General features: G+C 58.9%; 22 protein-coding genes and 1 pseudogene. 6 read left to right on the top strand and 17 right to left on the bottom strand.

Annotation, left to right across the window (positions count from 1 at the left end; all coding sequences use genetic code 11):
* Positions 1-8: 8 nt before the first annotated feature.
* Positions 9-1,193 (top strand): acetyl-CoA C-acyltransferase, encoded by a 1,185-nt coding sequence (locus LOL23_RS12705; RefSeq protein ID WP_237173697.1) that lies wholly within the window; start codon positions 9-11, stop codon positions 1,191-1,193.
* 155 nt (positions 1,194-1,348) lie between these two features.
* On the opposite strand, the gene LOL23_RS12700 is transcribed toward LOL23_RS12705, so the two are convergent.
* The 5 genes from LOL23_RS12700 to LOL23_RS12680 all read right to left on the bottom strand — a co-directional run bounded on the left by LOL23_RS12700 (position 1,349) and on the right by LOL23_RS12680 (position 5,573).
* Positions 1,349-2,641, bottom strand: a complete 1,293-nt coding sequence (locus tag LOL23_RS12700; protein WP_237173696.1) for an NAD(P)/FAD-dependent oxidoreductase — start codon at positions 2,639-2,641, stop codon at positions 1,349-1,351.
* A gap of 14 nt (positions 2,642-2,655) precedes the next feature.
* Positions 2,656-3,387: an amino acid ABC transporter ATP-binding protein gene (locus tag LOL23_RS12695; RefSeq protein ID WP_237173695.1), complete on the bottom strand. Its 732-nt coding sequence runs from the start codon at positions 3,385-3,387 to the stop codon at positions 2,656-2,658.
* The gene (locus LOL23_RS12690) at positions 3,384-4,037 is read right to left on the bottom strand and encodes an amino acid ABC transporter permease (RefSeq protein ID WP_160980858.1); all 654 of its coding nucleotides are present in this window, start codon (positions 4,035-4,037) and stop codon (positions 3,384-3,386) included. The genes LOL23_RS12695 and LOL23_RS12690 overlap by 4 nt, the downstream gene beginning before the upstream one ends.
* Positions 4,038-4,132: 95 nt before the next feature.
* Positions 4,133-4,903 (bottom strand): ABC transporter substrate-binding protein, encoded by a 771-nt coding sequence (locus tag LOL23_RS12685; RefSeq protein ID WP_160980860.1) that lies wholly within the window; start codon positions 4,901-4,903, stop codon positions 4,133-4,135.
* A gap of 97 nt (positions 4,904-5,000) precedes the next feature.
* Entirely contained in the window at positions 5,001-5,573 is a 573-nt protein-coding gene (locus tag LOL23_RS12680; RefSeq protein WP_237173694.1) for a helix-turn-helix domain-containing protein, read from the bottom strand.
* 265 nt (positions 5,574-5,838) lie between these two features.
* Between LOL23_RS12680 and LOL23_RS12675 the strand changes: the two genes are divergently transcribed.
* The 4 genes from LOL23_RS12675 to LOL23_RS12660 all read left to right on the top strand — a co-directional run bounded on the left by LOL23_RS12675 (position 5,839) and on the right by LOL23_RS12660 (position 10,005).
* The gene (locus tag LOL23_RS12675; protein WP_160980865.1) at positions 5,839-6,771 is read left to right on the top strand and encodes a LysR family transcriptional regulator; all 933 of its coding nucleotides are present in this window, start codon (positions 5,839-5,841) and stop codon (positions 6,769-6,771) included.
* A gap of 289 nt (positions 6,772-7,060) precedes the next feature.
* Complete coding sequence (locus LOL23_RS12670; RefSeq protein WP_160980867.1) at positions 7,061-8,020, top strand: Bug family tripartite tricarboxylate transporter substrate binding protein; 960 nt, start codon at positions 7,061-7,063, stop codon at positions 8,018-8,020.
* A complete protein-coding gene (locus tag LOL23_RS12665) occupies positions 8,020-9,231 on the top strand; it encodes a CaiB/BaiF CoA transferase family protein (protein ID WP_160980869.1) in 1,212 nt (403 codons plus the stop codon). The genes LOL23_RS12670 and LOL23_RS12665 overlap by 1 nt, the downstream gene beginning before the upstream one ends.
* A 15-nt stretch (positions 9,232-9,246) precedes the next feature.
* Positions 9,247-10,005, top strand: coding sequence for an enoyl-CoA hydratase (locus LOL23_RS12660; RefSeq protein WP_237173693.1), 759 nt, complete (start codon positions 9,247-9,249; stop codon positions 10,003-10,005).
* Between the two features lie 56 nt (positions 10,006-10,061).
* Here the strand turns inward: LOL23_RS12660 and LOL23_RS12655 are convergent, their stop codons facing one another.
* Positions 10,062-10,304 (bottom strand): phospholipase D-like domain-containing protein, encoded by a 243-nt coding sequence (locus LOL23_RS12655; protein WP_237173724.1) that lies wholly within the window; start codon positions 10,302-10,304, stop codon positions 10,062-10,064.
* Positions 10,305-10,355: 51 nt separating this feature from the next.
* Here LOL23_RS12655 and LOL23_RS12650 point away from each other — a divergent pair.
* Positions 10,356-10,448, top strand: a pseudogene (locus tag LOL23_RS12650) (carboxymuconolactone decarboxylase family protein); the annotation flags it as partial.
* A 152-nt stretch (positions 10,449-10,600) separates the two neighbouring features.
* On the opposite strand, the gene LOL23_RS12645 reads toward LOL23_RS12650, so the two are convergent.
* The 11 genes from LOL23_RS12645 to LOL23_RS12595 form a co-directional block, all read right to left on the bottom strand.
* Positions 10,601-12,754, bottom strand: a complete 2,154-nt coding sequence (locus LOL23_RS12645) for a TonB-dependent siderophore receptor (RefSeq protein WP_160980875.1) — start codon at positions 12,752-12,754, stop codon at positions 10,601-10,603.
* Positions 12,755-12,963: 209 nt separating this feature from the next.
* The gene (locus LOL23_RS12640; protein ID WP_160980877.1) at positions 12,964-13,299 is read right to left on the bottom strand and encodes a YegP family protein; all 336 of its coding nucleotides are present in this window, start codon (positions 13,297-13,299) and stop codon (positions 12,964-12,966) included.
* Between the two features lie 155 nt (positions 13,300-13,454).
* Positions 13,455-13,871 carry a YchJ family protein gene (locus LOL23_RS12635; protein ID WP_160980879.1) on the bottom strand — a complete coding sequence of 139 codons (417 nt, stop codon included), beginning with the start codon at positions 13,869-13,871 and terminating at the stop codon, positions 13,455-13,457.
* Positions 13,872-13,969: 98 nt separating this feature from the next.
* On the bottom strand, positions 13,970-14,968 hold the full coding sequence (locus tag LOL23_RS12630; protein WP_237173692.1) for a D-2-hydroxyacid dehydrogenase family protein: 999 nt from the start codon (positions 14,966-14,968) through the stop codon (positions 13,970-13,972).
* A 396-nt stretch (positions 14,969-15,364) separates the two neighbouring features.
* Entirely contained in the window at positions 15,365-16,165 is an 801-nt protein-coding gene (locus LOL23_RS12625; RefSeq protein ID WP_160980883.1) for a 3-oxoacid CoA-transferase subunit B, read from the bottom strand.
* Positions 16,158-16,832, bottom strand: a complete 675-nt coding sequence (locus LOL23_RS12620) for a 3-oxoacid CoA-transferase subunit A (RefSeq protein ID WP_160980885.1) — start codon at positions 16,830-16,832, stop codon at positions 16,158-16,160. The genes LOL23_RS12625 and LOL23_RS12620 overlap by 8 nt, the downstream gene beginning before the upstream one ends.
* Before the next feature lie 2 nt (positions 16,833-16,834).
* Positions 16,835-17,794 carry a Bug family tripartite tricarboxylate transporter substrate binding protein gene (locus LOL23_RS12615; RefSeq protein WP_160980887.1) on the bottom strand — a complete coding sequence of 320 codons (960 nt, stop codon included), beginning with the start codon at positions 17,792-17,794 and terminating at the stop codon, positions 16,835-16,837.
* Between the two features lie 79 nt (positions 17,795-17,873).
* Complete coding sequence (gene paaG, locus LOL23_RS12610; RefSeq protein WP_237173691.1) at positions 17,874-18,671, bottom strand: 2-(1,2-epoxy-1,2-dihydrophenyl)acetyl-CoA isomerase PaaG; 798 nt, start codon at positions 18,669-18,671, stop codon at positions 17,874-17,876.
* A gap of 172 nt (positions 18,672-18,843) precedes the next feature.
* Entirely contained in the window at positions 18,844-19,752 is a 909-nt protein-coding gene (locus LOL23_RS12605; protein ID WP_160980891.1) for a LysR family transcriptional regulator, read from the bottom strand.
* A gap of 84 nt (positions 19,753-19,836) precedes the next feature.
* A complete protein-coding gene (locus tag LOL23_RS12600; protein ID WP_160980893.1) occupies positions 19,837-20,022 on the bottom strand; it encodes a hypothetical protein in 186 nt (61 codons plus the stop codon).
* A gap of 126 nt (positions 20,023-20,148) precedes the next feature.
* The gene (locus LOL23_RS12595; protein WP_237173690.1) at positions 20,149-23,583 is read right to left on the bottom strand and encodes a two-partner secretion domain-containing protein; all 3,435 of its coding nucleotides are present in this window, start codon (positions 23,581-23,583) and stop codon (positions 20,149-20,151) included.
* Positions 23,584-23,615 lie beyond the last annotated feature (32 nt).

Raw genomic sequence — 23,615 nt, 5'->3', positions numbered from 1 at the left:
GAGCATCCATGAAACGAGAAGCAGTCATTGTCTCCACTGCACGCACGCCACTGACCAAGGCGCGGCGCGGCGAGTTCAACATCACCCAAGGCCCTACCCTCGCCTCGTATGCCATTCGCGCCGCTGTGGAGCGAGCCGGCGTGGATCCTTCCAGTATCGAGGACGTTGTTCTGGGTTGCGGTTACCCGGAAGGCGCGACCGGACGCAACGTCGCACGCCAGGCGGCAATTCGTGCAGGCCTGCCGCTGAGCGTGGCCGGCGCCACCGTTAACCGTTTTTGTGCTTCAGGCCTGCAGGCTGTCGCCGACGCCGCCGCGCGTGTGGTGATGGGCCAATCCGGCGTCGTTGTTGCTGGAGGTGTGGAAAGCTGTTCCTTGCTGCGCACACGCGACGACGGTGTGAGCGGGATCGATGATTGGCTCAAGGCCGAGATTCCTGAGCTCTACATGCCAATGATCGCAACCGCCGATATCGTGGCGCAACGCTATGGCATCACCCGTGAAGATCAGGACGCATTCGCGCTTCGCAGCCAGCAGTTGACCGCCGCCGCACAACAAACGGGACGCTACGACAACGAGATCATCCCCGTTCTGGCCACGATGGAGGTTACCGACAAGGCCACGGGCACCACCGCCCGCAAAGAGGCCACGGTCAGTGCGGACAACTGCAACAGGCCATCCACGACCGCTGAAGGCTTGGCCAGCCTGGCCCCCGTCATGGGTGCGGGCCAGTTTGTCACCGCGGGCAATGCCTCGCAGTTGGCCGACGGTGCCGCAGCGTGTGTCCTGATGGACGCCCGCGATGCGGAGCGCGCGAACCTTGAGCCTCTCGGGGCCTTTGTAGGTATGGCGGTCGCCGGCTGCGCACCGGATGAAATGGGTATCGGCCCCGTTTATGCCGTACCCCGTTTGCTCGAGCGCCACAACTTAAAGGTCGATGACATCGACCTGTGGGAACTGAACGAGGCCTTTGCTTCGCAAGCGCTCTATTGCCAGCGCAAGCTTGGTATTCCGATGGAACGCCTGAACGTGAATGGAGGGTCAATCTCTCTGGGCCACCCCTTCGGCGTCACGGGAGCACGGCTCACCGGTCATATTCTGCTCGAAGGAAAGCGCCGCGGCGCCAAATGGGCAGTCGTCACGATGTGTGTCGGCGGCGGCATGGGTGCGGCCGGCTTGTTCAGAATCTATTGATACCGTGACACGGCCCAGCCCGGTTGGCGCATTGCGATCAATGTGCGCAAACCGGGTACTCATGGCGGGCCTTGCATCGGGAAATTGGCACAAAAAGACTTCTCCGGCCCTAAGGGCCGGAGAGGGTGCGCCCCGCCCCCCCATCATCGCCGCAATCACGCCCGTTCGTCGCAAAATCTGTACCACGAGATCAACGCACTCACATATAGCCTGCGCAATGCATACAAAGGCAAAGGCTTGACACGCGTGACGGGGAGCGGCAGCGCCTGTTCATCACCTGTGGCCAGATACTCTGCCATTGCGATACCCATGCTGGTCTGCAAACCAATGCCCCGGCCCTGGCAGCCAATATTGATCAGAAGACCCGGCGCTGGCGTATGCAAATGCGGCATGTAATCGCGCGTGACTGCCACGCGCCCACACCAGTGATACTGATACTGGACACCGGCCAATTGCGGGAAAAGCTTGGCGATCGCTGTCTTCAAGTGCGCCCAGTCAGCGGCGCTCCTGGGCTCACGGAACGGCCCGCGGCCGCCCATCAGGAATCTGCCCGTGTGATCCTTGCGAAAATAAAGCAGCAAATTTCGGGTATCTGATGCAACATGCCCCTCGGGAAATATCGATGCTGCAAGACTGTCGGGCAGCGGCTCGGTGGCAACCTGGAACGTATTGGCGTCGATGATCGACTCCTTCAGGCCCTTATAGAGGCCGTCGCTATAGGCATTGGCGCAGACCACCACGCGCGCCGCCTTGACGGAACCACCCTGACCGATACGCAGTGTCCAGTTTGATCGATCGAATGACAAACTTTCCACCGGTGAGTCGGTATAAATGCTCGCGCCCGCCGCGATGGCGGCACGGGCAAGCTCCCTCGTATAGCTGAGAGGCTGAACGCAGCCGCCGCGCCGATTGATCCAGCCCCCAAGATACGTATCACTGCCGATCAACGCAGCGGTTTGCGCGCGGTCCAGGCAAGATACCGATACGCCTAATCTCTCCCACTGCTCAGCTCTGCGCCGCACCGTCTCCAACGCCTTCGTGTTGTGGGCCGGCTGAATCCAGCCGCTGCGCGTATATGGAACCTGCATGCTGTGACGGTCGATCATGTCGAAAACCGTATCGGCTGTCCCGACTGAAAAATCCAGCAGCTTTTCGCTATGCTCGCGTCCATACAGCTGAACGATCTCGTCCGGATCAAGCTTCAACCCAGGAACGACCTGACCGCCGTTTCGGCCTGAAGCGCCAAACCCGATCTCTCTGGCTTCCAGAACAATTACTTTGATGCCGCGCTGGGCCAAATGCAGTGCCGTGCTCAACCCCGCGTAGCCTGCGCCAATGATTGCCACATCTGCGGACACCGCATCGTTCAATGATTCGGCTTGGGGCGGCGCAACTGCGGTGGCCGCCCAGAGAGAAGGAGTAAGCGGAAAACGTTCAGAGGGAAACAAGGTACCTTTCTCCTTCAGATCGGGTTCAGAACCCGATGCAGAAAATCCTGAGTTCTAGGGTTCGACGGGTGATTAAGAACTTCATTGGCGGGCCCTTGTTCGACGATGACACCACCGTCCACAAAAATGACCCGATCCGCGACTTCCTTGGCAAAACCCATCTCGTGCGTGACAACCACCATTGTCATGCCGGCCTTTGCCAGCGAAATCATCACATGCAGTACATCGCCCACCAGCTCCGGATCCAGGGCAGATGTCGGTTCATCGAACAAGATGGCTTTGGGCCGCATGGCCAGCGCCCGCGCTATTGCCACACGCTGCTGTTGTCCGCCTGACAATTGATGAGGATAAAAATCCGCTTTGTCGGCCAGACCCACTTTCTCCAGCAGCTCCCGCCCATGCGTGAGCGCTTCGGCGGCCGGCTCCTTCTTCACATAGATGGGGCCTTCGGTGATGTTCTCGAGGGCGGTTCGATGTGGAAACAGATTGAACCGCTGAAATACCATCGCCACTTCGGTTCTCAACGCGGTGATGGACTTCGACTTGTTGTCGACTTTCTGGCCGTCAACAGTAATGGACCCGCTTTGGTAGGATTCAAGGCCATTAATACAGCGCAGGATCGTCGATTTACCTGACCCTGACGGGCCGATAATGCAAACGACCTCGCCTTTTGCCACCTCGGCATTGATCCCCTTCAAAACCTCATGTGTGCCATAACTCTTGCGCATGTTCTCAATCTTTATCATGCCCGCGCACTCCTTTTCTCGAGATATTTGACAATCATGATCAGCGGGAGACACATGGCCAAGTACATGAGCGCAACCATGGTAAAAACCGTCGTATTATCGAACGTCGACAGCGCCACCAGCTTCCCCTGCATTGCAAGTTCGGCCACCGTTATGGTTGAGGCCTGCGAAGAGTCTTTCAGCATCATGATCATTGTGTTGCCGTACGGTGGCAGCACAATACGAAAGGCTTGCGGCAGGACGACACGCCGCATCGTCGTACCCCAACCCATGCCCATCGCCATCGCAGCTTCGATTTGCCCCCGATCAATAGCCTCTATACCGGCCCGGAAGTTTTCCGATTGATAGGCGGAATAGGCAATGCCGAGTCCAATAATGCCTGCCTGCACTGCGGTAAGCGAGATGCCGATATCCGGCATGACGAAGTAGATATAAAACAGCAGAACGATTATGGGAATGCCTCTGAGCAGATTGATTGCCCACTCACTGCCTTTAACCAATATATTGATATTGGAGGCCCGCAATAGCGCCCAAAACATTCCCAAAACTGTCGATAAAAGCAGGGATCCCAGGGTAACAATGATAGTCAGCTCCACGCCTTTCAACAGCGCAGGCATGTACTGAACAATCTTATCGAAAAGCTCGGTCATAAACGTTCCATCCGCAAATCGTGTATCAGATGCCACTTCGATTCCGAACTGGATTGAAACCGCATCCGATACATATAAAACTCGTCAACCGTTCGCTATTTGCGCTGCTGCGGATCAAGACCCCACTTCACGAGAATCTTATCGACGGTGCCATCGGCCTTGAGTTTGTCGATTGCCTTGTTCATCTTCTCCAGCAGTTCAGTGTTTTCATGCCGCGTAATCAGACCCAGATCCCTCACAATCACGGACTTATAGCTTTTGACGATCCGCATTTCCGGGGCGCGTCCGTCATTTATGGCGGCAACCGCGATGGGGTAATCCATCAAACCCGCCTGAATGCGTTTATTATTCACATCCCGCATCAGATCCGTGGACGTTTCGTACAGCTTGATTTCAGAGAAAGCGCCGCTTTTCTCGGCAGGCGCGATATAGCTCGTGCCCACCTGTATGCCGATATTCATCCCCTTCATGTCGGCGAAGCTGTGATATGACTTCCCATCGGTTTTAGGAACCAGCAAGGCTTCTCCATAGGCCATGACCGGGTTGGTGAAACTGACAACCTTCTGCCGCTCGGGGGTTGTGAGCATGGCCGCCGCGATAATGTCGATGCGTTTGGAATTCAAAGAGCCGATCAGTGCACTGAACTGCATAGGCTCGATCTGTACTGAAAAGCCCACTTCCTTGCCAACCGCTTTAACCAGATCGACCATAATTCCTTCGATCGTGTTGGTTTTCGTATCGAGGAAAGTGAATGGCACGCCCGTGGGCGTGGAGCCCACTTTGATTACTGGTTCGCTTGCCGCGTGCACATTGGCCGCAAGGATGAGCGATGCCGCAAAACCGGCGATAACTGTTTTGAGTTTCATACTGTCTCCCTTTTAATTCAGCTGCAGGAGCTTCCTGCAGTACTGATTGTCAACTTCGCTAAAAACGAATCGAACGTTCGCTGCATAGGCGAAACGATTATTTTGATATTGCCCAGAGGACGACTGTGTCTTCGTTGCTCGGATTGCGCCAGCGCCGGGGCATCTCGCTGGAATAGCAAAAACTGTCTCCCGCCGCCAATAGAACTGTGCTTTTTTCAATCCACAGCTCCAGCACACCCTCCAGTACCGTGCCAACCATGGTGCCGCGAGCCGTGACAAACAACTCTTCGCCCGAGGATCCGCCTGGTTTGATGCGTGCGCGATACAGCTCAATGGCGCTCGCCTGCGGGGGAGAGATGATCTCTTTGATGATCTTTCGGTCGCTCATCTGCAGGCGTGTGTGATTTTTTTTGCGTGCGATCCATCCCCCCAGCTCATCCTCGCTTCGTTCGAAATTCTCGAGAAGCGAGTTGACGGATACATTCAGTTCGCGCGCCAAGGATCTCAGATTCTTCAGCGACACTGCACTGAGCCCGCGCTCGATCTGGCTCAGCAAGCCAACCGACATACCGCACGCGGCCGCGAGCTGACTCAGAGAAAGATTCTGCGCTTTGCGCAACTCCCTTAGCCGCTGGCCAAGCCAAAAATCGATGAAAGCGTTGGTGTGCAAGAGTTTCGCTTCCGTAGGTTGTCTGCCTGCCATTTCTTAGCCCGCCTGAAAACTTCATTTTTCTGAAATTTTCATATTTATGTAATTTTCAGATCGTATCGAAGTGACGCCGAGCATGCCTAGCTAGGGGATTCCCTAGGAACGGCTAGCACACGTTCATTGAACTCATCTGCATGTAGCGAGTGCCAATCGCTCGCCCGGAACCTGCTCGTCACGAATGGGAAAGGCGTGCTACGCTCGCCGCATTACACCCCTTCAGTCCCGCATGAACCTCACCCTCAAGCAACTGCGCGCTTTTTGCACGGTTTACGAGTTGCGCAGCTTCACCAAGGCTGCGCAGGCGCTGCATCTGACGCAATCGGCGGTCAGCAAGCTGTGCGCTGAACTCGAGAAAGAGTTCGGCCTGCCTTTGTTCGAACGCTCAACCCGGCACGTAGAGCCTTGCGACGGCGCGGATGTGCTGTATGCACACGCGCGGGAAATTCTCGGCTCGCTGCTTTCCGCCGAGCGCAGCCTGTCGAATCTGCGCAATCTGGAAAGCGGCTCGATCAATGTCGCGGCATCACCCATGATGATGCAAGGGCTCATTGGTGATGTGCTGGCCGATTTTCACGCCCGCTATCCGCGGGTCAAGCTGAACTTGCTTGAAACCACCACAGACCAGACCATCGCGGCGGTACTGAATGGGCAAGCCGATATGGGGCTGGTTTCGTCCAACATCAATAACGAAAAGCTGATGGTGCGCGAAGTATTCCGCGACCGCATGTTCGTAGCCTGCCCCGCCGACCACCCTCTGGCGGCAAAGCGGCGCGTGCAATGGCCCGACGTGGTGCACTATGCCCATATCGCGCTGCATCAAGGCTATAGCGTACGGCGGGCGGTGGATACACTGATGTCGGTGTATCCAATCAAACAGCCGTCCACCATTCAGACCAATATGCTCACCACTGCATTGTCCATGGTGCGCAGGGGTATGGGCATTACCGTGATCCCGGGCTATGTGTGTGAGTTCGCACAGCAGCTCGGCATTGCGACGCGTGTCATCTCGGGGGCGAATGGTTATCGCCACCCGATTTCGCTCGTATTGCGCTACCCTGCCATGCCATCCATGGCGGCGCGGGTTTTCCAGGACGAGCTGCTGGCCTATCTTTCCAGACGGAAGGCCGCGCATTCGGACGGCCCCACCCCCAGAACCTGAGCTACGGCGCCGAACCACCAGGCATTACTGAAGCAGCCACAGCGCCCGCCGTTGCAACCTGAGCCGCAAGCGCAATACAGGCTCGGCCACGCCCCTGCGGCAGGCCAGTCACGGCCCCGGTCGGAGCTCCCGTGACCCACGCAGCCCTGCCAGCCAACCCTGCCCTCGTCTGGCGTGACCGAATATTCATTCCATAAAAGACTTTATTGATGATAATTATTCGTTTGTTTGGAATAACTACACCGCCTAGAATTTTTCACTCATCCCCCAACAATAGCTGGAGACACAAATGCTCACACGCATGCTTGCCGGTTTCGCCGCGGCGCTGGCACTTATCCCCACGGCGGCCTCTTCCGCCGCGCCCGCCTACCCCTCCCATCCCATCAAGATCATCGTGCCTTTCTCCACCGGCAGCGCCAGCGACACTACCGCGCGCATCGTGGCGGAGAAACTTAGCGCCCGTCTTCAGACACCCGTCGTGGTTGACAACAAGGCAGGCGCGTCGGGCACCATTGGGTCGCGCGAAGTCGCAAGGGCCAAGAATGACGGCTATACCTTTATCCTGACCAGCAGCTCCACGCACTCGGCGACACCTGCCTTGTTCAAGAACCTGCCGTACGATCCCGTTACCGACTTCACACATGTCATCCGCATCGCCACGATCCCGATGATGCTGGTAGTGAATGGCAACAGCAAAATCAACTCCGTCGCCGACTTGGTCAAAACATCAAAAGCCGGTGGGCTGAACTATGGCTATGGCTCGGCCTCCGCACAGACTGCGGGCGCCACCTTCAACCTGGAAGCGGGGCTCACCGACAACCGCATCGCTTACAAGAGTCAGCCGCAGGCAATCACTGATCTGCTGGGCGGGCATATCGATTATCTGTTCGGCGACCTGTCGGTTGTCACCGCACTGATCAAGAATGGGCAACTGCGCGGTATTGCAGCATCATCCGATGCCCGCCTCAACGATTTTCCCAATGTTCCCACGCTGGATGAGCTGGGCTACAAACTCAACATCACCGTATGGGTGGGGCTGGCCGCGCCGGCCGGCACACCTGAGGACGTGGTAGCGCTCATCAACAAAGAGGTGGCGCAGATACTGGCCAGCCCCGATGTCGTCGAACGCTTCAAGGGCCTGGGCATGCAAGTAGCACCCAACTCCGTCGCCGAGCATGCGCAGTTCACGCAGCAGCAAAAAGACGTCTGGACGGCACGCGTCAAGGCGGCCGGGATCGAGGCCCAATAATGGCCCGCACGTCTGCTGCGCTGCCATTGGCCGGTATACGGGTGCTGGATCTGACCTCAGTCATCATGGGGCCGGCCTGCACCCAGATACTGGGGCAATACGGCGCCGATATCCTCAAGGTCGAGCCGCCCGCAGGCGATATCATGCGGCATGCGGGCGCGCGTCGCGACCCAGGCATGGGTGCCATGTTTCTGCATGTCAACCATCACAAACAGTCCGCCGTCATTGATCTTAAGCACCCCGATGGCGCCGCGCTGGTGCGCGAGCTGGCCGGGCAGTGCGATGTCTTCGTCCACAATATCCGAGAAGACGCCATACGCAGGTTGGGGCTGGATTACGAATCGGTTCGGGCGCGGCGGCCCGACATGATTTATGCCGCCCTCACCGGCTATGCCGAAGACGGCCCTTATGCGGGGCGGCCCGCATTCGACGACATCATCCAGGCACAGACAGGCGTGCCCGCGCTGTATGCGGAACACACCGGCGAAGCGCCAGCTTACCTGCCCGCGCTGATCGCCGACCGCTACACCGGCACGGCGGCCGCACATCGGATCGTGGCGCAGCTTTTTCACCGCCAGCGCACCGGCGAAGGCGGTTATCTCAATGTATCGATGTTCGAGACGCTGGCGGAATTTACGCTGTCTGACCATCTGGGCGGGCTCACCTTCGATGCCGAGCATGGCGCGCCATATTATTCCCGGCTCATGACGCGCTACCGGCGTCCATATCGAACCCTGGACGGCTACGTCGCTGTGCTGGTCTACAACGACAAGCATTGGCAGAGTTTTCTGACGCTGACGGGTGATACGGACAAACTGAGCGACACGCGTTTCACGACCGCAGCCGGCCGCGCAGGCCATTACGACCTGATCTACACCTACCTCGAAGGTGTCATCGCAAGCCGAACAACCGCTGATTGGATCGCCACGCTTGGCTCGGCAGACATCCCTTGCACGACCGTCAATACGGTGCCCGATCTGGTCGAGGACCCGCATTTGGAGGCCATCGGCTTTCTGCCCCATTACCGGCATTCGCAAACCGGCACGGTTTACCGGGCGATCAACAAGAATGTGGATCGCGCCCACAGCGAACCACCGATCAAGGGACAACACACCGTCCAGGCGCTGGCCGACTGGGGCGTGGAAGACGCCCGTATACAGGCATTGCTGAACGACAGCGTCATACACGACGGCCGCACCAAGCCGGCCTGAACAGGAGAACGACACATGGAAATGATCACAATCGATAAGCACGGCGTTGCAACGCTTATCATCAACAACGGCGGCCCGCTCAACATCATTAGCAGCCGGGTTGCCCGGGAGCTGACACAGGCGCTGCGCGCGCTCGCCGAAGACAGCCGCGTCCGAGTGCTGGTCATACGCGGCACTGGGGTAAAAACCTTTGTGGGCGGCGCCGACATCAAGGAAATGCAGGCGCTGGATCCCGCATCCGCGCGCACCTTCATTACCGCGCTCTATGAACTGTGCGAAGCCGTGCGCCTGTTCCCCCGTGCCACCATCGCCCACATCCAAGGCTGGTGCATCGGCGTCGGTCTGGAACTCGCCGCGTGCTGCGATATGCGTTATGCCACCCACGACGCGCAATTCACGATGCCAGAAGTGAAGATCGGCATCCCCTCTGTAATACAGGGCGCCTTGCTGGCACGGTTGATCGGTGAAGGCCGCGCACGCTGGCTGATGCTCTCGGGCCGCGCCATCGACGCGTCCACCGCGATGGCATGGGGGCTGCTCAACGAAATCGGCGACACCGACGAGATGGCTGCCATCGTGGCGGACTTTGCCGCCGAGCTGGCATCGCATGGCGAAACCGGCATGCGCAAGCAGAAAGAACTGCTAATCGACTGGGAAGCCCCGTACCTGCAGAAAGCCACCCGCGACAGCATCGGGCATTTCGGCCAGGCATTCGAAAGCGACGAGCCCGGCAACTATATGCGGGAATTCTTCGAAGCCCGTAAGAAGGGCTGATTGGGCTGAATACCGTCACGCATGTTGCAACCCCGCATGCATGACGACACATCGCCTCACAACAACCATTCAATCGGTAAATGCGATAGCACCGCAACTAGCATCCGTCGCCAGATGCTGGCCCCGGGCTCACTATCGTGGCGTACGACTTGGCCATCCTTGTGTTCCAACCAATACAGGCCGCCATCCTCCGATAACCACACTTCATAGGCAGTTTTGGGCACCTTGTCCAGGAATATTTCGCTGATAGTCTTGGCAAGGTTGGGGCTGTCGACGATGAATCCAAGTTCAGTGTTCAGCCTGGCCGAGCGAAGATCGAAATTGAACGATCCAATGAATACTTTGGCATCATCAATGGATGGAACCGCGTGGGCGTTGCCTTTCGCACAACACCCGACTCGGCCGACAAGGCGTTTGGCCTGGACAAAGCCAATCTCACCTGATCGGCACCTGCCGCAGTATCCCCAACGATGGCAGCCGCTATCTGTGAGCCAGAAGCAGTTGCCATCGCGGATCCGCGCTTTTGTCGAATACATCACCAAACGCAATCGCGCACTGGGCCTGCGATGCCGCTGCCTTGCTGCGCCCGCCTTGCTTAGAACCTGAACGTCGCGCTCAGGTTGACTGTGCGTGGATCTCCCGCCTTGATGTAATCGGCATATTGATACATCCAGTACTTCTTGTTGGCAAGGTTGTTCACCGCCAGACGGAAGGTGGTGTCATAGCCGTTGATCTGCGTTTCGTAGTTAGCGCCCACATTGAATATCGTGTAGCCATCGACATCGATATCATTGGCAGGACGCAGAGGCGTCGCCCCCGTGTACTTGGCATCCGCAAAAAGCTGCAAGCCAGGCAGTTGCGGCACATCGTAGCCCACCTGCAACGCGGCAACGAAGCGCGGCGAGCCGGCCACGCGTTGGCCAATATTGGCCAAGCCCTTTCGGTATTCGGAACCCAGCAGCATCACGTTGCCGCCCACGATCCAGTTGCTGCCCAGCTCTACCGAAGCACCTGCTTCCACACCTTGATATATAGCCTCGCCATCCCGCACCAGGGCATTGCCGGCATTGGTGAACTCTGCCGCCTTCTCTATGCGGAACAGCGCTGCCGTGGCGGCCCAGCCATCCTGCTCGGTCTTGAGGCCCAACTCGTATTGCCGGCTCTTGAGCGGATCGAGCAAGGCGTTGGCATTGGCATAATAGTTAGGCACTGCCTTGCCCGGCTCGAGTGACTCGATGTAGCTGCCGTAGAACATGGTGCGCGGAGACAGGTTGTACATCAGCGCAACCGTTGGCGTCACGACGCCGTTTTTCTTGTAGCTGCTGTCCATCTGGCCCGTGGCCTGGAAGCCCTTTTGGCGATAATTGGTATAGCGCAGCCCCGCCAGCAGCGACCAGTGATCCGAGAACTTTATCGTATCGCTAAGGTAAGCGGCCTGCTGTTCGATTTCAACAGCGCGGTACATGCCCAGGCCGCGATCCATCGTGCCCTGGCTGAAGTAGCTGTTGTGGTTCTGTTGCCAGAGGGTGCCAGTACCTACCTGTTTGTAGACCCATGCCCCGGCATAATCATTGTGCTGCGTTTGCCCCGACAGGCCCGCCACGATATCGTGCCGGATAGCACCGGTATTGAAGCGCCCTTCGATCTGGGCCTGCCAGGCGTTGAACTGGTAGTACTCGCCGTAGTCGGAACGGAAATCATCGTAGTTGCCTGCCGCGTCTTTCAGCGCAATGACTTGCTCATTGCGGCGTGTGCGGGTGGTGGCATGGCTGAAGTAGGTGCTGGCCTTCCAGTCTGGGGCCAGCGCATATTTCAGGCCGGTGGAGAAGTAGCGCAGTTCATTGTCGGCATAAGTGCCCTGGCCCACCAGCCTGCGGCTGTCGTTTCTGATCGGGTCTGGCAGTTGGCTGCCCGTCAGCCCGCTTGTTTTAATAGTGGTATCCATGGAATTTGCCTTGCGCTTTTGGTAAAGCGTTTGCATATCCCAGGTAAGACGTTCAGACAGCCGTGCATCCAACGCCAGCGATACGGCATCACGGTACAGGCCGCCCTTGTTATAGGTCTCGCCTTCTTCATGCGTGGCATTCAGCCGGTAGCCAAACCCGCCTTCATTGCCCGCACGGCCGCCGATATCCACGCTTTCCCGCCAGACGTTGTTGGACTTGTACCCCAGAGTTACATCGCGCACCGGCTCATTGGTGGGCTTGCGCGTAATGTAGTTGACCAGCCCGCCCGGTGCGGCATAACCATACAGAAAGCCGGTAGCGCCTTTCAATAGTTGTACGCTTTCCAGTTGCTCGTACGGCATGGTGGTGCCAAAGCTGATGAAGGGCTTGCCATCGATGCGATAGCCGTTTTGCCAATCGATCACCAGCCCGCGAACCGAAAGGTAGTTGGCCCAGGCACCGCTTTGACTGCTGTTGTCAGACGCAGAGGCGTCCAGCCCAAACACGTCGCCCAGCTTGCCAACCTGGCGGCGCGACATGTCTTCGCTGGTGACGATGGTGGTGGAAAACGGCGTTTCAAGCTGCTTGCGGCTGCCTAACGCGCCGCCATCGACAGGCGCTTCGAGGTGCTGCAGCGTGGTATCGATGGCGCTGCCTTTCACCGTGACGTTCGATAGCTTGGCAACGGGGCCACCTGCGGCGCCCGTTTGCGCCACCACAGGCGCTGCGGCAACACTCGCGCTGAACAATACCACCACACCCGCGCGTCGATTGCGCTGCCCTCTGCTGGCCTTCCTTGCCATGACCTTCTCCCTATTTACGTTAGGCATTAAAGGCGGCAAGTTTATCACTTTTGATGCAATTGCGAATTATTCTTATTAATATTAATTATCAACCAAGAGACTAATGGTTTCGCAATACTGCGTTGCCGCCCTGGTCGAGCGGCCCCGCGTCAGCACGGATGGCTTCATTGAGTGTGGTGGTGCACAGCCCCGCTTTCGCGGGACGCGTATCAGGATGACGTATCGTCCACCGAGGCCTGCGGCGCATGTTTTTTGACCGACTCGATGCCGCCCTCACGCGTGGCTTCGGAGTCGTAGTGCTCGCTGGTGCCGATGACTTGGCCGTTGGTGGCCATGAGATTGAACATGAACTTGCCGGATTGTGATTGCTTGCGCTGATAGCGCGCATCATTGCCGGCGTTGGTTTTGACGGACTCGATGCCGCTGGTACAGGACGCCTTAGCTTTGTAGCCTTCGCTGGCAAGAATTGTTTGCCCGTTGCTGGCTTTCAACCTGAATCGGTATTCGCCACCTTTGTCTTTATAAATCTCGAACTTACCGGCCATGAGCACGCTCCCTTTAAAAAGCAATGAACAGATGCCTCAGTATTGAGAAGGCGATGAAAGATTAGCAGATTTACTGAAGGATGGTGTTTTTTGGACCGTAACATTGCCTGGTTAGCATTGCTTTGTTGGCGATTGGGGTTGCGGCAGCAAGCGCATTACGCTTTCTGCACAAACTGGCCATCCAGATAAAACCAGCGCCCGTTTTCACGCACGAAACGGCTGATTTCGTGCAGGCGAACGGCGTGCCCGTTGTGGCGCGACCGCGCCACAAACTCGACGGTGGCGTGGTCAGCGTCCTGCGCGCGAGCGTTGCGCACTGTCAGGCCCAGCCACTTTACGCCGGGCGCATTACCGTCCAAGGTTTGCGGGCGCGTGCTCACATGCCAGGTATCCAGCAGATATTGCAGCTCATCCAGCACGAAGGCTGTATAGCGGGAGCGCATCAGGGTTTGCGCATCCGGCGCCATCAAATGCCGCGGGCCGTGGTGCCAGCGGCCGCAGCAGGCTTCGTAGCTGGCGGTGTCGCCGCAAGGGCACGAGGCGAGGGTTTTTTTAAGTTTGCCTTGCTTCATTGGAGCCTGGTTACAACAGGTTATCGGGATGCGCGAAGCAGCCGCTACGGCAACCTCAGGATCGGGGAACGAAGTAGTGGCGCGGCCCCGCCACCCCATTAACGCTCGCCGGCGATGCGCCCTGCCATGACTTCTGGGTTCATCAACTTGGGGGTGCCGCCTTCCAAAAAGGTGGCGATGTTTCGGGCGCTTTCGCGAAAGAAGTGTTCGAAGGAGCTGGCAACGACGTAGCCCAGGTGTGGAGATAGGACGACGTTGGGCAGTGTGCGCAGCGGATGGTCGACAGGCAGCGGTTCGATGTCGTAGACATCCAGGCCGGCAACAATGCGCCCCGCACCGAGCGCCTGCAGCAGTGCGGCTTCGTCGACCAGCGGGCCGCGGGCTGTGTTGACGATGATAGCGCCCTGCTTCATCAGGCCCAGCTCATGTGCGCCGATGATACCTTCGGTACGCGGAGATAAGGTAAGGTGCACGGAGACCACATCAGACGTAGAGAAGAGCTCGTCTTTTTCGACACGGCGCACGCCCAGGTCTGCCGCGCGGTCAGGGGTAAGGTTCTGGCTCCAGGCCACTATGTCCATGCCCAGCGCCTGCCCCACGCGTGCAACACGACTGCCCAGCTTACCCAAGCCAACAATACCCAACTGTTTGCCTTCTAGCTCGATACCCATGGGTACGCCGTTCTGCCAGCCTCCTGTGCGCATGGCGCGCTCTCCCTGGGGCAGGCCGCGCGCGCACGCGAGTATGAGTGCCACCGCCATTTCCGCGGCGGCATGGGAGGGAGAGCCGCCCGTCACCGCCACCGGAATACCCAGCCGCGTGCATGCCGCGATGTCTAGTGTCGTGGTACGCGCGCCCGTCATGGAGATGAGCTTGAGCCTGGGCAAACGCACCAGCACTCGCTCTGGAAACGCCGTACGCTCGCGGATGAGGGAGATGATCTCGAACGGCTCGAGTTGGCGGACGAGATCGTCTTCGTCTTGCCACGCCTGCGTAAAAACCTGGATCCGTGCATGGCGCGCCACGGTGCCCCAGTCGGCCATCGTCAGCGCGACATTTTGGTAATCGTCGATTATGGCTACGGATGGCTGAGTCATCGTAATGTCTTCCTCGTATATGGCATGAACGGAGATTGTAATGCTGGCCCCGCCGGAAGGCTTACTGCACGTTGGCGCCGGATTTTTCCACAGCCACCTTTCATTTCCGGATCTCATCATGAATGTGCGTGGTCAACACCGGCGGTGTGGTTCCCTCGATCTCGTACCCGTAACCATTGAGCTGCTTCTTGATCTCCGGATCTCGTGTCGCGCGGTTGAAAGCGTCGCTCAGCCTCTGGATGACGGCGTTGGGCGTTGGGCGTTGGGCGTTGGGCGTTGCGCCCGGCGCGCCAAACTATGCGGTCGGCAATTTTTTCCTGTTCAGCATCCTTGCCTGCTTTATGTTGTGTGCGTAGGTGCTTTATTGGCGGTCACCCCGGGGGGCCGGCCGGCATTTCACGTTTCATAGTAAGGCAGGCCTTTTTCATCCAATTTAATGATTCTGGGTGATCCCACCGCTAGAGGAGCGTCAGTTCTACCTTGCAGTACATCCATGCTCAGGCCGTCGACCATGGCGTATACATCGAACACGCCGTCACGCGGCTGCAGGACGGCCAGGTCGGTATACACCCAGTCCACCACGCCCAGCCCCGTCACGGGATACGTGCACTGCGCCAGCAACTTAGGCTGCCCCTCGCGCGTCGTATGTTCCATCATCACGATCAGATGCTTGGCGCCGACGACGAGGTCCATGGCGCCCCCCACGGCAGGAATGGCGTTATCGGCATCTGTCATCCAATTGGCCAGATCGCCGTTGGCGGCGACTTGGAAACCTCCAAGAATAGAGTAGTCGAGATGCCCACCGCGCATCATGGCGAATGAATTGGTGTGCTCGGTAATGGACGCACCCTTCAACAGCGAAACCGGTACCCGGCTGGCGTTGATGAGGTCGGGATCCGCGCTATCGCCACTTGCTGCGCTGCCCATCCCGAGGATGCCGTTTTCGCTATGCAGTACAAATTCGCGGTCTGACGGCAGATAGTCGCCCACCTTGGTCGGCATACCTATGCCAAGGTTGATGTATGCACCATCGGGCAGGCTATCGGCAACCAGTTTGGCGATCTGGTCGCGGTTCAGCGCTTGGTAGCTTGTATCGTGATCGGACACGTCCGCACCCGTGCTGCCGGCCGTGACCAAAGCGGCTGCCGCGCGGCCGTTGCCGCCCGATCCGTCAAATGCAGTGTGCTGATTATGCATGGTGTACTCCTGCAAGAACGACAGCCTGAACGAAGATCCCCTGCGTCATGACCTGCTCGGGATGGAGCGCGCCGAGTTCGACGATCTCGTCAACTTGGACAATGGTATGACGCGCCGCCGTACACATAACGGGATTGAAGTTGCGCGCGGCCCAACGATAAGTAAGATTGCCCCAACGATCGCCTAGATGCCCGCGTATCAAGGCAAAGTCGCCATGCAGCGGTTGCTCGAGCACGTAGCCCACGCCGTTCACCACCCGCTGCTCCTTGCCCTCGGCCAGGCGAGTGCCGTACCCTGTCGGCGTGAAAAAGGGCCCCAGGCCGGCGCCCGCGGCACGCAGCCGTTCCGCCAAGGTACCTTGCGGTACGCACTCCAGTTCGAGCTCCCCTGCCCTGTACGCCGCCGCAAATGCCTCCGAATTAGGTGGGCGCGGGTGCGAACAAATAAGCTTGCTGACCTGGCGGTTCTTGATCAACCCAGCAATACCGACATCGAAGGTGCCTGCGTTATTTGCGATGATGGTCAGGTCGCGCGTGCCCAACTGGCGCAGCGTGTCGAGCAGTTCGAACGGAACGCCCGCGTCGCCAAACCCGCCGACAAGCACGGATGCTCCGTCAGGTATGGATTGCAAGGCTTCAGCCTGCGAGGAGAGGATTTTATTGATCATATTCAATCAATCTTCAGGTTCGCGGCCTTCACAAGCTCCGTCCAGTCTTGCTGCTGCCTCTCGACAAAGGCTTGGAACTGTACGGGCGTAATGCCACCTGCTTTACCACCCATGCCCGCAAAACGAGTTTTGACGTCCGCGCTCTCAAGCGCCTTGTGGGCTGCTTGGTAAAGGCGATCGATGACGTCGTCCGGTGTACCCGCTGGCGCAAACAGACCAAACCATGCCGTGACAACCATGTTGTCTACGCCCGCCTCTTTCATGGTTGGGACGTTAGGCAACTCATCAACACGATGATCGCTGGTAACGGCAAGCGCCTTGAACTTGCCTGCCTTGATAGAGGGCAGAGAACTAGGCAAGTTGTCGATCATGAAGGTGTACTGATTGCCGAGCAGGCCTGTTACAGCGGGACCTGCACCCTTATAGGGAACATGCTCAGCCGTCAGGCCAGTGCGCTGCATGAACATTTCCGCGGACATATGCGGAGACTGGCCTTTTCCAGAGGAGCCAAACGTGCGGTGAGCGGCATCGCTCTTCACATACTGGACGAGTTCCTTGACGGAGTTGACGGGAGTTTCTTTGTTGACGACCAACACGTTGGGCACCGAAATGACAAGCGTGATCGCCTTGAAGTCTTCTTTCTTGTACGGCAGCGACTTATACAAGCTGTAGTTGATCGCGTTGGGGCCAATGTTACCCATGATTAGCGTATAACCATCGGCCTTTGCGCGCACCAGCGCCTGCGAACCAATAATGCCGGCCGCACCGGCCTTGTTCTCGACCACAACGTTCTGGCCAAGGTCTTCGGCCATCTTCTCGCCCACGATACGTGCGGCGATATCCGTCGTGCCGCCGGGTGCGGCGGGCACGATTAGGGTAATCGGTTTATCGGGCCAGGCTGCCATGGCGGGGCCGCCCGCAAGCAGCACAAGCGAGCACAGCAATGTGGCTTTCAATTTCATGTGTCTTCTCCATTTGATGTTTTTTGGTTTCACTATCTGCGCATGCCGAACCAGTGCAAGACTGATCCAGCGGCCGGCGTCAGCGGCCGCGGAACGCAGGGGGGCGCTTCTCCGCGAATGCCCGCATGCCTTCCTGATAGTCGTCGGTGTAGCCCATCGTTTTCTGCAGATCACGCTCCAGGTCAATCTGCGCTTCCAGCGAGTTTTCATAGGTGGCGTAAAGCGCTTGCTTAGTGCCCGCATAAGCCCGCGTGGGGCCCTGCGCCAGGCGTTCGTGGGTCGCGGCCAAGGTCTGTTCCAGTTCGCCATCTTCGATACAACGCCAGATCAAACCCCACTTTTCAGCTTGCTCGGCCGAGACCGGCTCGGCAAACAGCGCCGCGCCCATGGCGCGCGGCATGCCAACCAGCCGAGGCCAGAAATAGGTGCCGCCCGCGTCCGGCACCAGACCGATACGCGCAAACGCCTGGACGAAGCGCGCCGATTTCACCGCATAGACCACGTCGCACGCCAATGCAACGCTGGCGCCCGCGCCTGCCGCCACGCCATTGACCACGCATATCACGGGCGCCGGCAGCGCCCTCAGGCGCAGCACAAGCGGCTTGTAGTTCTGCTCAATGCCCAACGAGAGGTCGCGCTTTTCGGTGCCCGACAGAGGCTTGCGCTCGGAGAGATCCTGCCCCGCGCAGAACCCGCGGCCCGTGCCCGTAATGATCAGCCCGCGCAAGTCGTCGCGGCCTTCCAGAAAACCCAACGCGGCACGGATGTCTTCATGCATGATCTGCGTGAAGCTGTTCAGCGTATCCGGGCGGTTCAGCGTGATGCGCCCCACGCCTCCTTCATAACTGAACGTAATATGTCGATACGCATGCGCCATTGCGCGGCTCCTTCAGGAATAAGAATTTTCAGCTTGGACTCAACAAGCATTTTGTCTTATTTCGGAAGGCTGTTGCTTAGGAACATCCAAACCCCGGCCTAAGCAAAACTGAAGCCTCGACGATGCGGTTGCGCAGTCACGCAACCCGGTTCGCGGCCAGTATGCAGCGGTATCATGCCGTACCAGCCTCCCGCGCAGCGGCCAGTACGTGGTTGATGAAGTCTTCGACAAAGTGCGGCAAGTCGCGCCCCCGCTGGCGGCAAAGCAGGCGGTCACGCTGCGCCCAGGCATCCTGCAGCCGGACAATATGCAAACCTTGCGGACGGCTATAGCGCACGGCGCAGGCACGCGGTACCACGGCAATGCCCACGCCCGCCTCCACCATGCGACACACCGCCTCAAAGCTGCCAACGTAAACACGCTGATACAGGCGTTTGCCCATGCGCGTGGCAATATCTTCCAGAAAGCTCTGGATAGCGCTGCTGCGATGAATGCCGACAAACTGATACGCGTCAACGACATCGATGAATCGCGCAGACGCCAGTTTTGCCAGCGGATGACCGAGCGACGTAACGATGGTGAGTTCGTCGCGGAACAGCGGCATCACATCAAGCCCTTCGACGTCGACGTTGCCGGCCACGATACCGAGGTCGGCGGTGGAAGCACGGACGGCAAGGACGATATCACCTGAGGATTTTTCCTCGAGTTCGATATCGACATCGGGATTCTCTGCAAGAAACGTGGACATCGCATCGGCCAGGAAGGAGTTCGTGGCCGTGGTGTTGGCCAACAACCGCAGCCTGCCCTTGATGCCCCTGGAATACGGCTGCAGGTCTGCGTTCAGGCATTCGAGTTGATGAAACACAGCGTGGGCATGCTTGAGCAAGACCTCGCCAGCGGGCGTAAGCGTCACGCCTGATGCATGGCGCTCAAGCAAGCGCGTGTTGAACGCCTCTTCCATATTTCTGATGCGCGCGCTCGCCGCCGGCAGCGACAAAAAGGTGCGCTCTGCCGCACGCGTCAGATTCAGCGCGTCGCCCACATTGATGAATAGCCGCAGGTCAGTCAGGTCGTGTCTCATCGTTTATCCGCGGCGCACCGCCGCCACTATGTTGCCGTCATCAGGCGATAACGCAAGCGGCCGACACGGCACGGCGCATAGGCCTTATTTAAATGCCTCGCGCAGCTTGCTTTCGGCGGCCTGCATCTGCTTGCCCGCCTCGGTCATGGCCTTGTCTATTTCTTTGCCTGCTTTTTCAGCCGGCCCTTCCTCTTTCTGGCACCCAGTCGTGGCGAGCACGGCCGCCCCCAGAACCAGGACGGCGAAAACCCTGCTTATACAGGCGATCATTCATTGCTCCATCGGCGATACAGGGCTACAGCATAGCGGCAAAACGGATGGCTTCGCCACTACCCACCGCTTGTGGGCTTCCGTGGGCATGGGCAGGTTTGTGTAAAGGACGGCAGCGGGTGCCGCTTAATCCCCTGGCTTAGTGCCCGATGCAGAAGGCTGCTCGACATTTACGTTAGAGGGAACGTCACTTGTCGCAAGGAGTACATTTGCGCCGACGGGCATTGCAGTCAGTTGCCCCGACAACGGCAGGTTGATGGCCACGCCACTGAATGCATAGTCAGTAGCGGATACGGTCGCGCCTAGACCGGGATTCATGCCGGTGGGATAAGCGTCGGTGCTTGAAACGACGTTCTGCGCCATCCTGACACCTGTGCCCAACCCAAGCGGAATATCCGCAAGCACCGACACGTCTGTCATGGCGCCGTCAATGCCGGGGGATGCAGCACCTGCGGCGCGTGGGCTCGTTGCCGGCGCCGAGATTAGGGACGGCGACGAGGGTACGACCGGCGAGGCCACCGGTGGTGTCACAGGCGGCTGCATCGAGGGCGTGATAATGCCGCTTAATATCTGCCCGCCAGGCAGAAAATAGTTGCCGGCAAGCCCGCCGTTGGCGCCATCCGTCAGCGTATAGTGGGCCGTTACGCGACGCACACCAGCAATCGGGCTATCGAACACGCCCGACGCACTCACCCCAAGTGTTTCGCTGCCAAGCAAGCCACTCAGCACACCCGGGAAAACCAACGCGAACGTCGAGCCATCCGCTATTTTGGGCAGCGCGTAGCTGCCCGAGATGCTCAGCGGCCTGGGCTGAATCTGGACCATGGCCGGATCCGCCACATTCACAGCTATGTCATAACCAGTATGGCGCGAATAATTTCCGTCGAATGACGCGTTATACAGGCCGACATCCTTGCTGGCGAGCCGAATGGTATCGCCCAGTAGCAGGCTCGCATCGGGTGCAAAAGGCACGCCATCGCGTGTCCACACAATGCCAGGCACAATCGTCGCCATGGTGGCCGTACCGTCGTATACCTTAACGACGGGCACTGACCGTGGCGCGCCGCTCAGCGCTATCGGTGTCAGAAAGCTGCGCAACAAAGGCGTGGCACTGCCTTCGTACATGCGCCAAGTCGTGTGGTCGCCCCCGGCGCTGGACATGCTCCATCCGGCGTATGTCGCGAGCGTTCGCATATCGGCGGTGGATTTGCCGACCACGCCGGCGCCACCCCCGGACGTCTCCACACCGCTGGATTGCATGTCCCAGAAGCTGCTGGAGACTGAGCCGCCAACGATTTGCCCCACCAGCCCACCGGGCTGGTTACCCTGCAACGTGCCGCCGGCGGCGTAAGTGCGGGCCAGCGTGGTGTAGAAGCTGAGCCCCACCAAGCCGCCGGTGCCATACGCGACGCTGCTCGGCGCCGCAGTCACCGCGCCGGTTGCGTAGGCGTCAGTGATAGATGTGTAGTATATGCGGCCCACCAGACCACCCACATAATTGCCAGACCCTGTCACCGCCCCTGTGGCAAACGACTGCGAAATAGCATGGTTGAAGTTCAGCCCCACCAAGCCGCCGAGGTCACGGGCGCCACGCACCGTCGCCTCTGAATAGGTACGAACAACAGTGCCCACGGTTGAGCGCGCGCCTGTCCCTAACCATCCAACCAGGCCGCCAACATAATTGCCGCCGCTTACCGAGCCCGTAGAATAGGCGTCGCGTACCGAGCCATCAAGCACCCAACCCGCCAGGACGCCAGTGGCTACCATTTGCCCCGCGGGGTTCAACGTGATCGATGCGTTAACCAGCCCGACATTACCCAGCGTGGTACTGGCACTGTTCACGTAACCGAACAACCCCACATTGGTACCGGCCCGATTGATTGTCAGATTGCTGATGACATGGCCCAGGCCGTCGAAGCTGCCGATAAACGCCGCCGCCTGGCTGCCGACAGGCATAAAGCCCTGTCCGCCATTCCATGCCGTAGTGGCCGTCGCATCAATGTCGGCGCCCAATACATAGCGCGTCGACAGGCCTCCTTGCATCCCCTGCAGATCGGTGCTCGTCGCGCTGCCCTGGGAGCCCAAAGCCGTGATTACCTTCCAGCCCTGCAAAGCACCATCGCTGCCAACTTTGGTGTAGAAATTCTGGCCCGCCTGCAGGTTTACCTTTGCGCCGTTCGCAAGATAGTAGGACGCGGGGTTGCCGACTGCGGGCGCCCCCAATCCATACCACAGACTCAGCTTCCCATAGGCGTGCTGGGCGGTGATGTCCGCGCTGATGCGGATGTCTCGCTGGGCGCTCAGCGTCAGTGTCGTGCCGCTGTTCCAGGTGATCGGGTCTTTGATGAAGACATCCCCCCCGGTGCCACTGGATCCTGAAATACTTGAAATCTCGACCGAGCTATCGGCCAGCAGGTTACTCAAAGACGCGCCCGTCATGTCGCCGCCACTGGCAGCAACGATGAAATCGGTGGGGTCGATCAACCACTGGCCAATCGTGCCGCGCGGCGCCCGCGTTGTGGCGCGCAAATCATCGGTAATTCGCACAGCGGCGGCGCTGGTCTCAATAAAGCCGCCATCGCCTCCGTTGGGAGCACTGGCATCCAGCGTGCCAGCCACCGAAATGCGGTCGCGCTCCAAGCCCCCGATCAGGAGGATCCGGCCTTTTTCGCCGGTGGCCAGGGTACGCGCCTCGGTGACGCCGGTATGATTGATAACAGTGCTCGTCAGATCGCCCACTGCCTTGGCGGTCAGGTACACCAGCCCGCCATCGGCCCGGATTGCGCCGCCCTGCTCCACGAGCGCATCGATGGCGCCTTGCTGCACACTGAGTTTGACGACCCCTCCAAGATCCAGCAACACCCGACTACCTGCTCCCATGAGCACGTTGCCCGAAGGCGCCTTCACACTCCCTTGGTTGATGATCCTGGCGGCGATGAGTGCCACCGTGCCGCCGTCGGAGGCGGAAAGCTCCCCCTGATTGACAATGCTGCCGCCTCCCGCACCCTGGAACTGATACCTACCGGCAAGAAAATCTTCCTTGTTGATGAGCAGCGTCGATGCCACGAGCCCGCCCACATTGACTTGCGCGCTGGGCGTGAACAGCACCCCATTCGGGTTCACCAGAAACACTTGGCCATTGGAAGTCAGGCTGCCCTGTATCACCGATATGTCCGCACCCAGCACCCGATTCAGGACTGCCGCGCTGCTGGACGGTTGAACAAAGTTCACGATGTTGCCCTGGGCGATGTTGAACGACTGCCAATCTGCAACCAACTTGCCGCTGGTTTGCGTGACGGTCATGGTGGCGCCTGACTGGTTGATCACGCCCTGCCCCGCCACAATACCACCGCCCTGCGGCAGGCCGCTGGCCGTTGCCAGACCCACCCACGCTCCAAAGGTGGCCCCCACCAACGCTGTATGCGCAAAGACCTTGGGCTGTAGACGATGCCGCGCCACTGCACGCATGCGCCCGTTCGCCGTTTCTCCCTGCCACGCGGCGGTTTGCGGGGCGCACATCGCGCCATTGCAGATCAACTGATAAATAGGTTTTGTATGCATCAAACAATCAATCCTGGTTTGAGTGGCGCCAC

It is taken from the genome of Paracandidimonas lactea (assembly GCF_021653995.1).
In the GTDB taxonomy this organism is placed as follows: domain Bacteria; phylum Pseudomonadota; class Gammaproteobacteria; order Burkholderiales; family Burkholderiaceae_B; genus Allopusillimonas; species Allopusillimonas lactea.
The sequence above is the reverse complement of the archived record's forward strand: the minus strand, read 5'-3'. Positions and strand labels throughout refer to the sequence as shown.

Bases quoted from the DNA above. Each gene is read 5' to 3' on its own strand.
- LOL23_RS12705 (WP_237173697.1), top strand. From the start codon at position 9: ATGAAACGAGAAGCAGTCATTGTCTCCACTGCACGCACGCCACTGACC.
- LOL23_RS12695 (WP_237173695.1), bottom strand. From the start codon at position 3,387: ATGATAAAGATTGAGAACATGCGCAAGAGTTATGGCACACATGAGGTT.
- LOL23_RS12690 (WP_160980858.1), bottom strand. From the start codon at position 4,037: ATGACCGAGCTTTTCGATAAGATTGTTCAGTACATGCCTGCGCTGTTG.
- LOL23_RS12685 (WP_160980860.1), bottom strand. From the start codon at position 4,903: ATGAAACTCAAAACAGTTATCGCCGGTTTTGCGGCATCGCTCATCCTT.
- LOL23_RS12675 (WP_160980865.1), top strand. From the start codon at position 5,839: ATGAACCTCACCCTCAAGCAACTGCGCGCTTTTTGCACGGTTTACGAG.
- LOL23_RS12670 (WP_160980867.1), top strand. From the start codon at position 7,061: ATGCTCACACGCATGCTTGCCGGTTTCGCCGCGGCGCTGGCACTTATC.
- LOL23_RS12665 (WP_160980869.1), top strand. From the start codon at position 8,020: ATGGCCCGCACGTCTGCTGCGCTGCCATTGGCCGGTATACGGGTGCTG.
- LOL23_RS12660 (WP_237173693.1), top strand. From the start codon at position 9,247: ATGGAAATGATCACAATCGATAAGCACGGCGTTGCAACGCTTATCATC.
- LOL23_RS12645 (WP_160980875.1), bottom strand. From the start codon at position 12,754: ATGGCAAGGAAGGCCAGCAGAGGGCAGCGCAATCGACGCGCGGGTGTG.
- LOL23_RS12640 (WP_160980877.1), bottom strand. From the start codon at position 13,299: ATGGCCGGTAAGTTCGAGATTTATAAAGACAAAGGTGGCGAATACCGA.
- LOL23_RS12635 (WP_160980879.1), bottom strand. From the start codon at position 13,871: ATGAAGCAAGGCAAACTTAAAAAAACCCTCGCCTCGTGCCCTTGCGGC.
- LOL23_RS12630 (WP_237173692.1), bottom strand. From the start codon at position 14,968: ATGACTCAGCCATCCGTAGCCATAATCGACGATTACCAAAATGTCGCG.
- LOL23_RS12625 (WP_160980883.1), bottom strand. From the start codon at position 16,165: ATGCATAATCAGCACACTGCATTTGACGGATCGGGCGGCAACGGCCGC.
- LOL23_RS12620 (WP_160980885.1), bottom strand. From the start codon at position 16,832: ATGATCAATAAAATCCTCTCCTCGCAGGCTGAAGCCTTGCAATCCATA.
- LOL23_RS12615 (WP_160980887.1), bottom strand. From the start codon at position 17,794: ATGAAATTGAAAGCCACATTGCTGTGCTCGCTTGTGCTGCTTGCGGGC.
- paaG (WP_237173691.1), bottom strand. From the start codon at position 18,671: ATGGCGCATGCGTATCGACATATTACGTTCAGTTATGAAGGAGGCGTG.
- LOL23_RS12605 (WP_160980891.1), bottom strand. From the start codon at position 19,752: ATGAGACACGACCTGACTGACCTGCGGCTATTCATCAATGTGGGCGAC.
- LOL23_RS12600 (WP_160980893.1), bottom strand. From the start codon at position 20,022: ATGATCGCCTGTATAAGCAGGGTTTTCGCCGTCCTGGTTCTGGGGGCG.
- LOL23_RS12595 (WP_237173690.1), bottom strand. From the start codon at position 23,583: ATGCATACAAAACCTATTTATCAGTTGATCTGCAATGGCGCGATGTGC.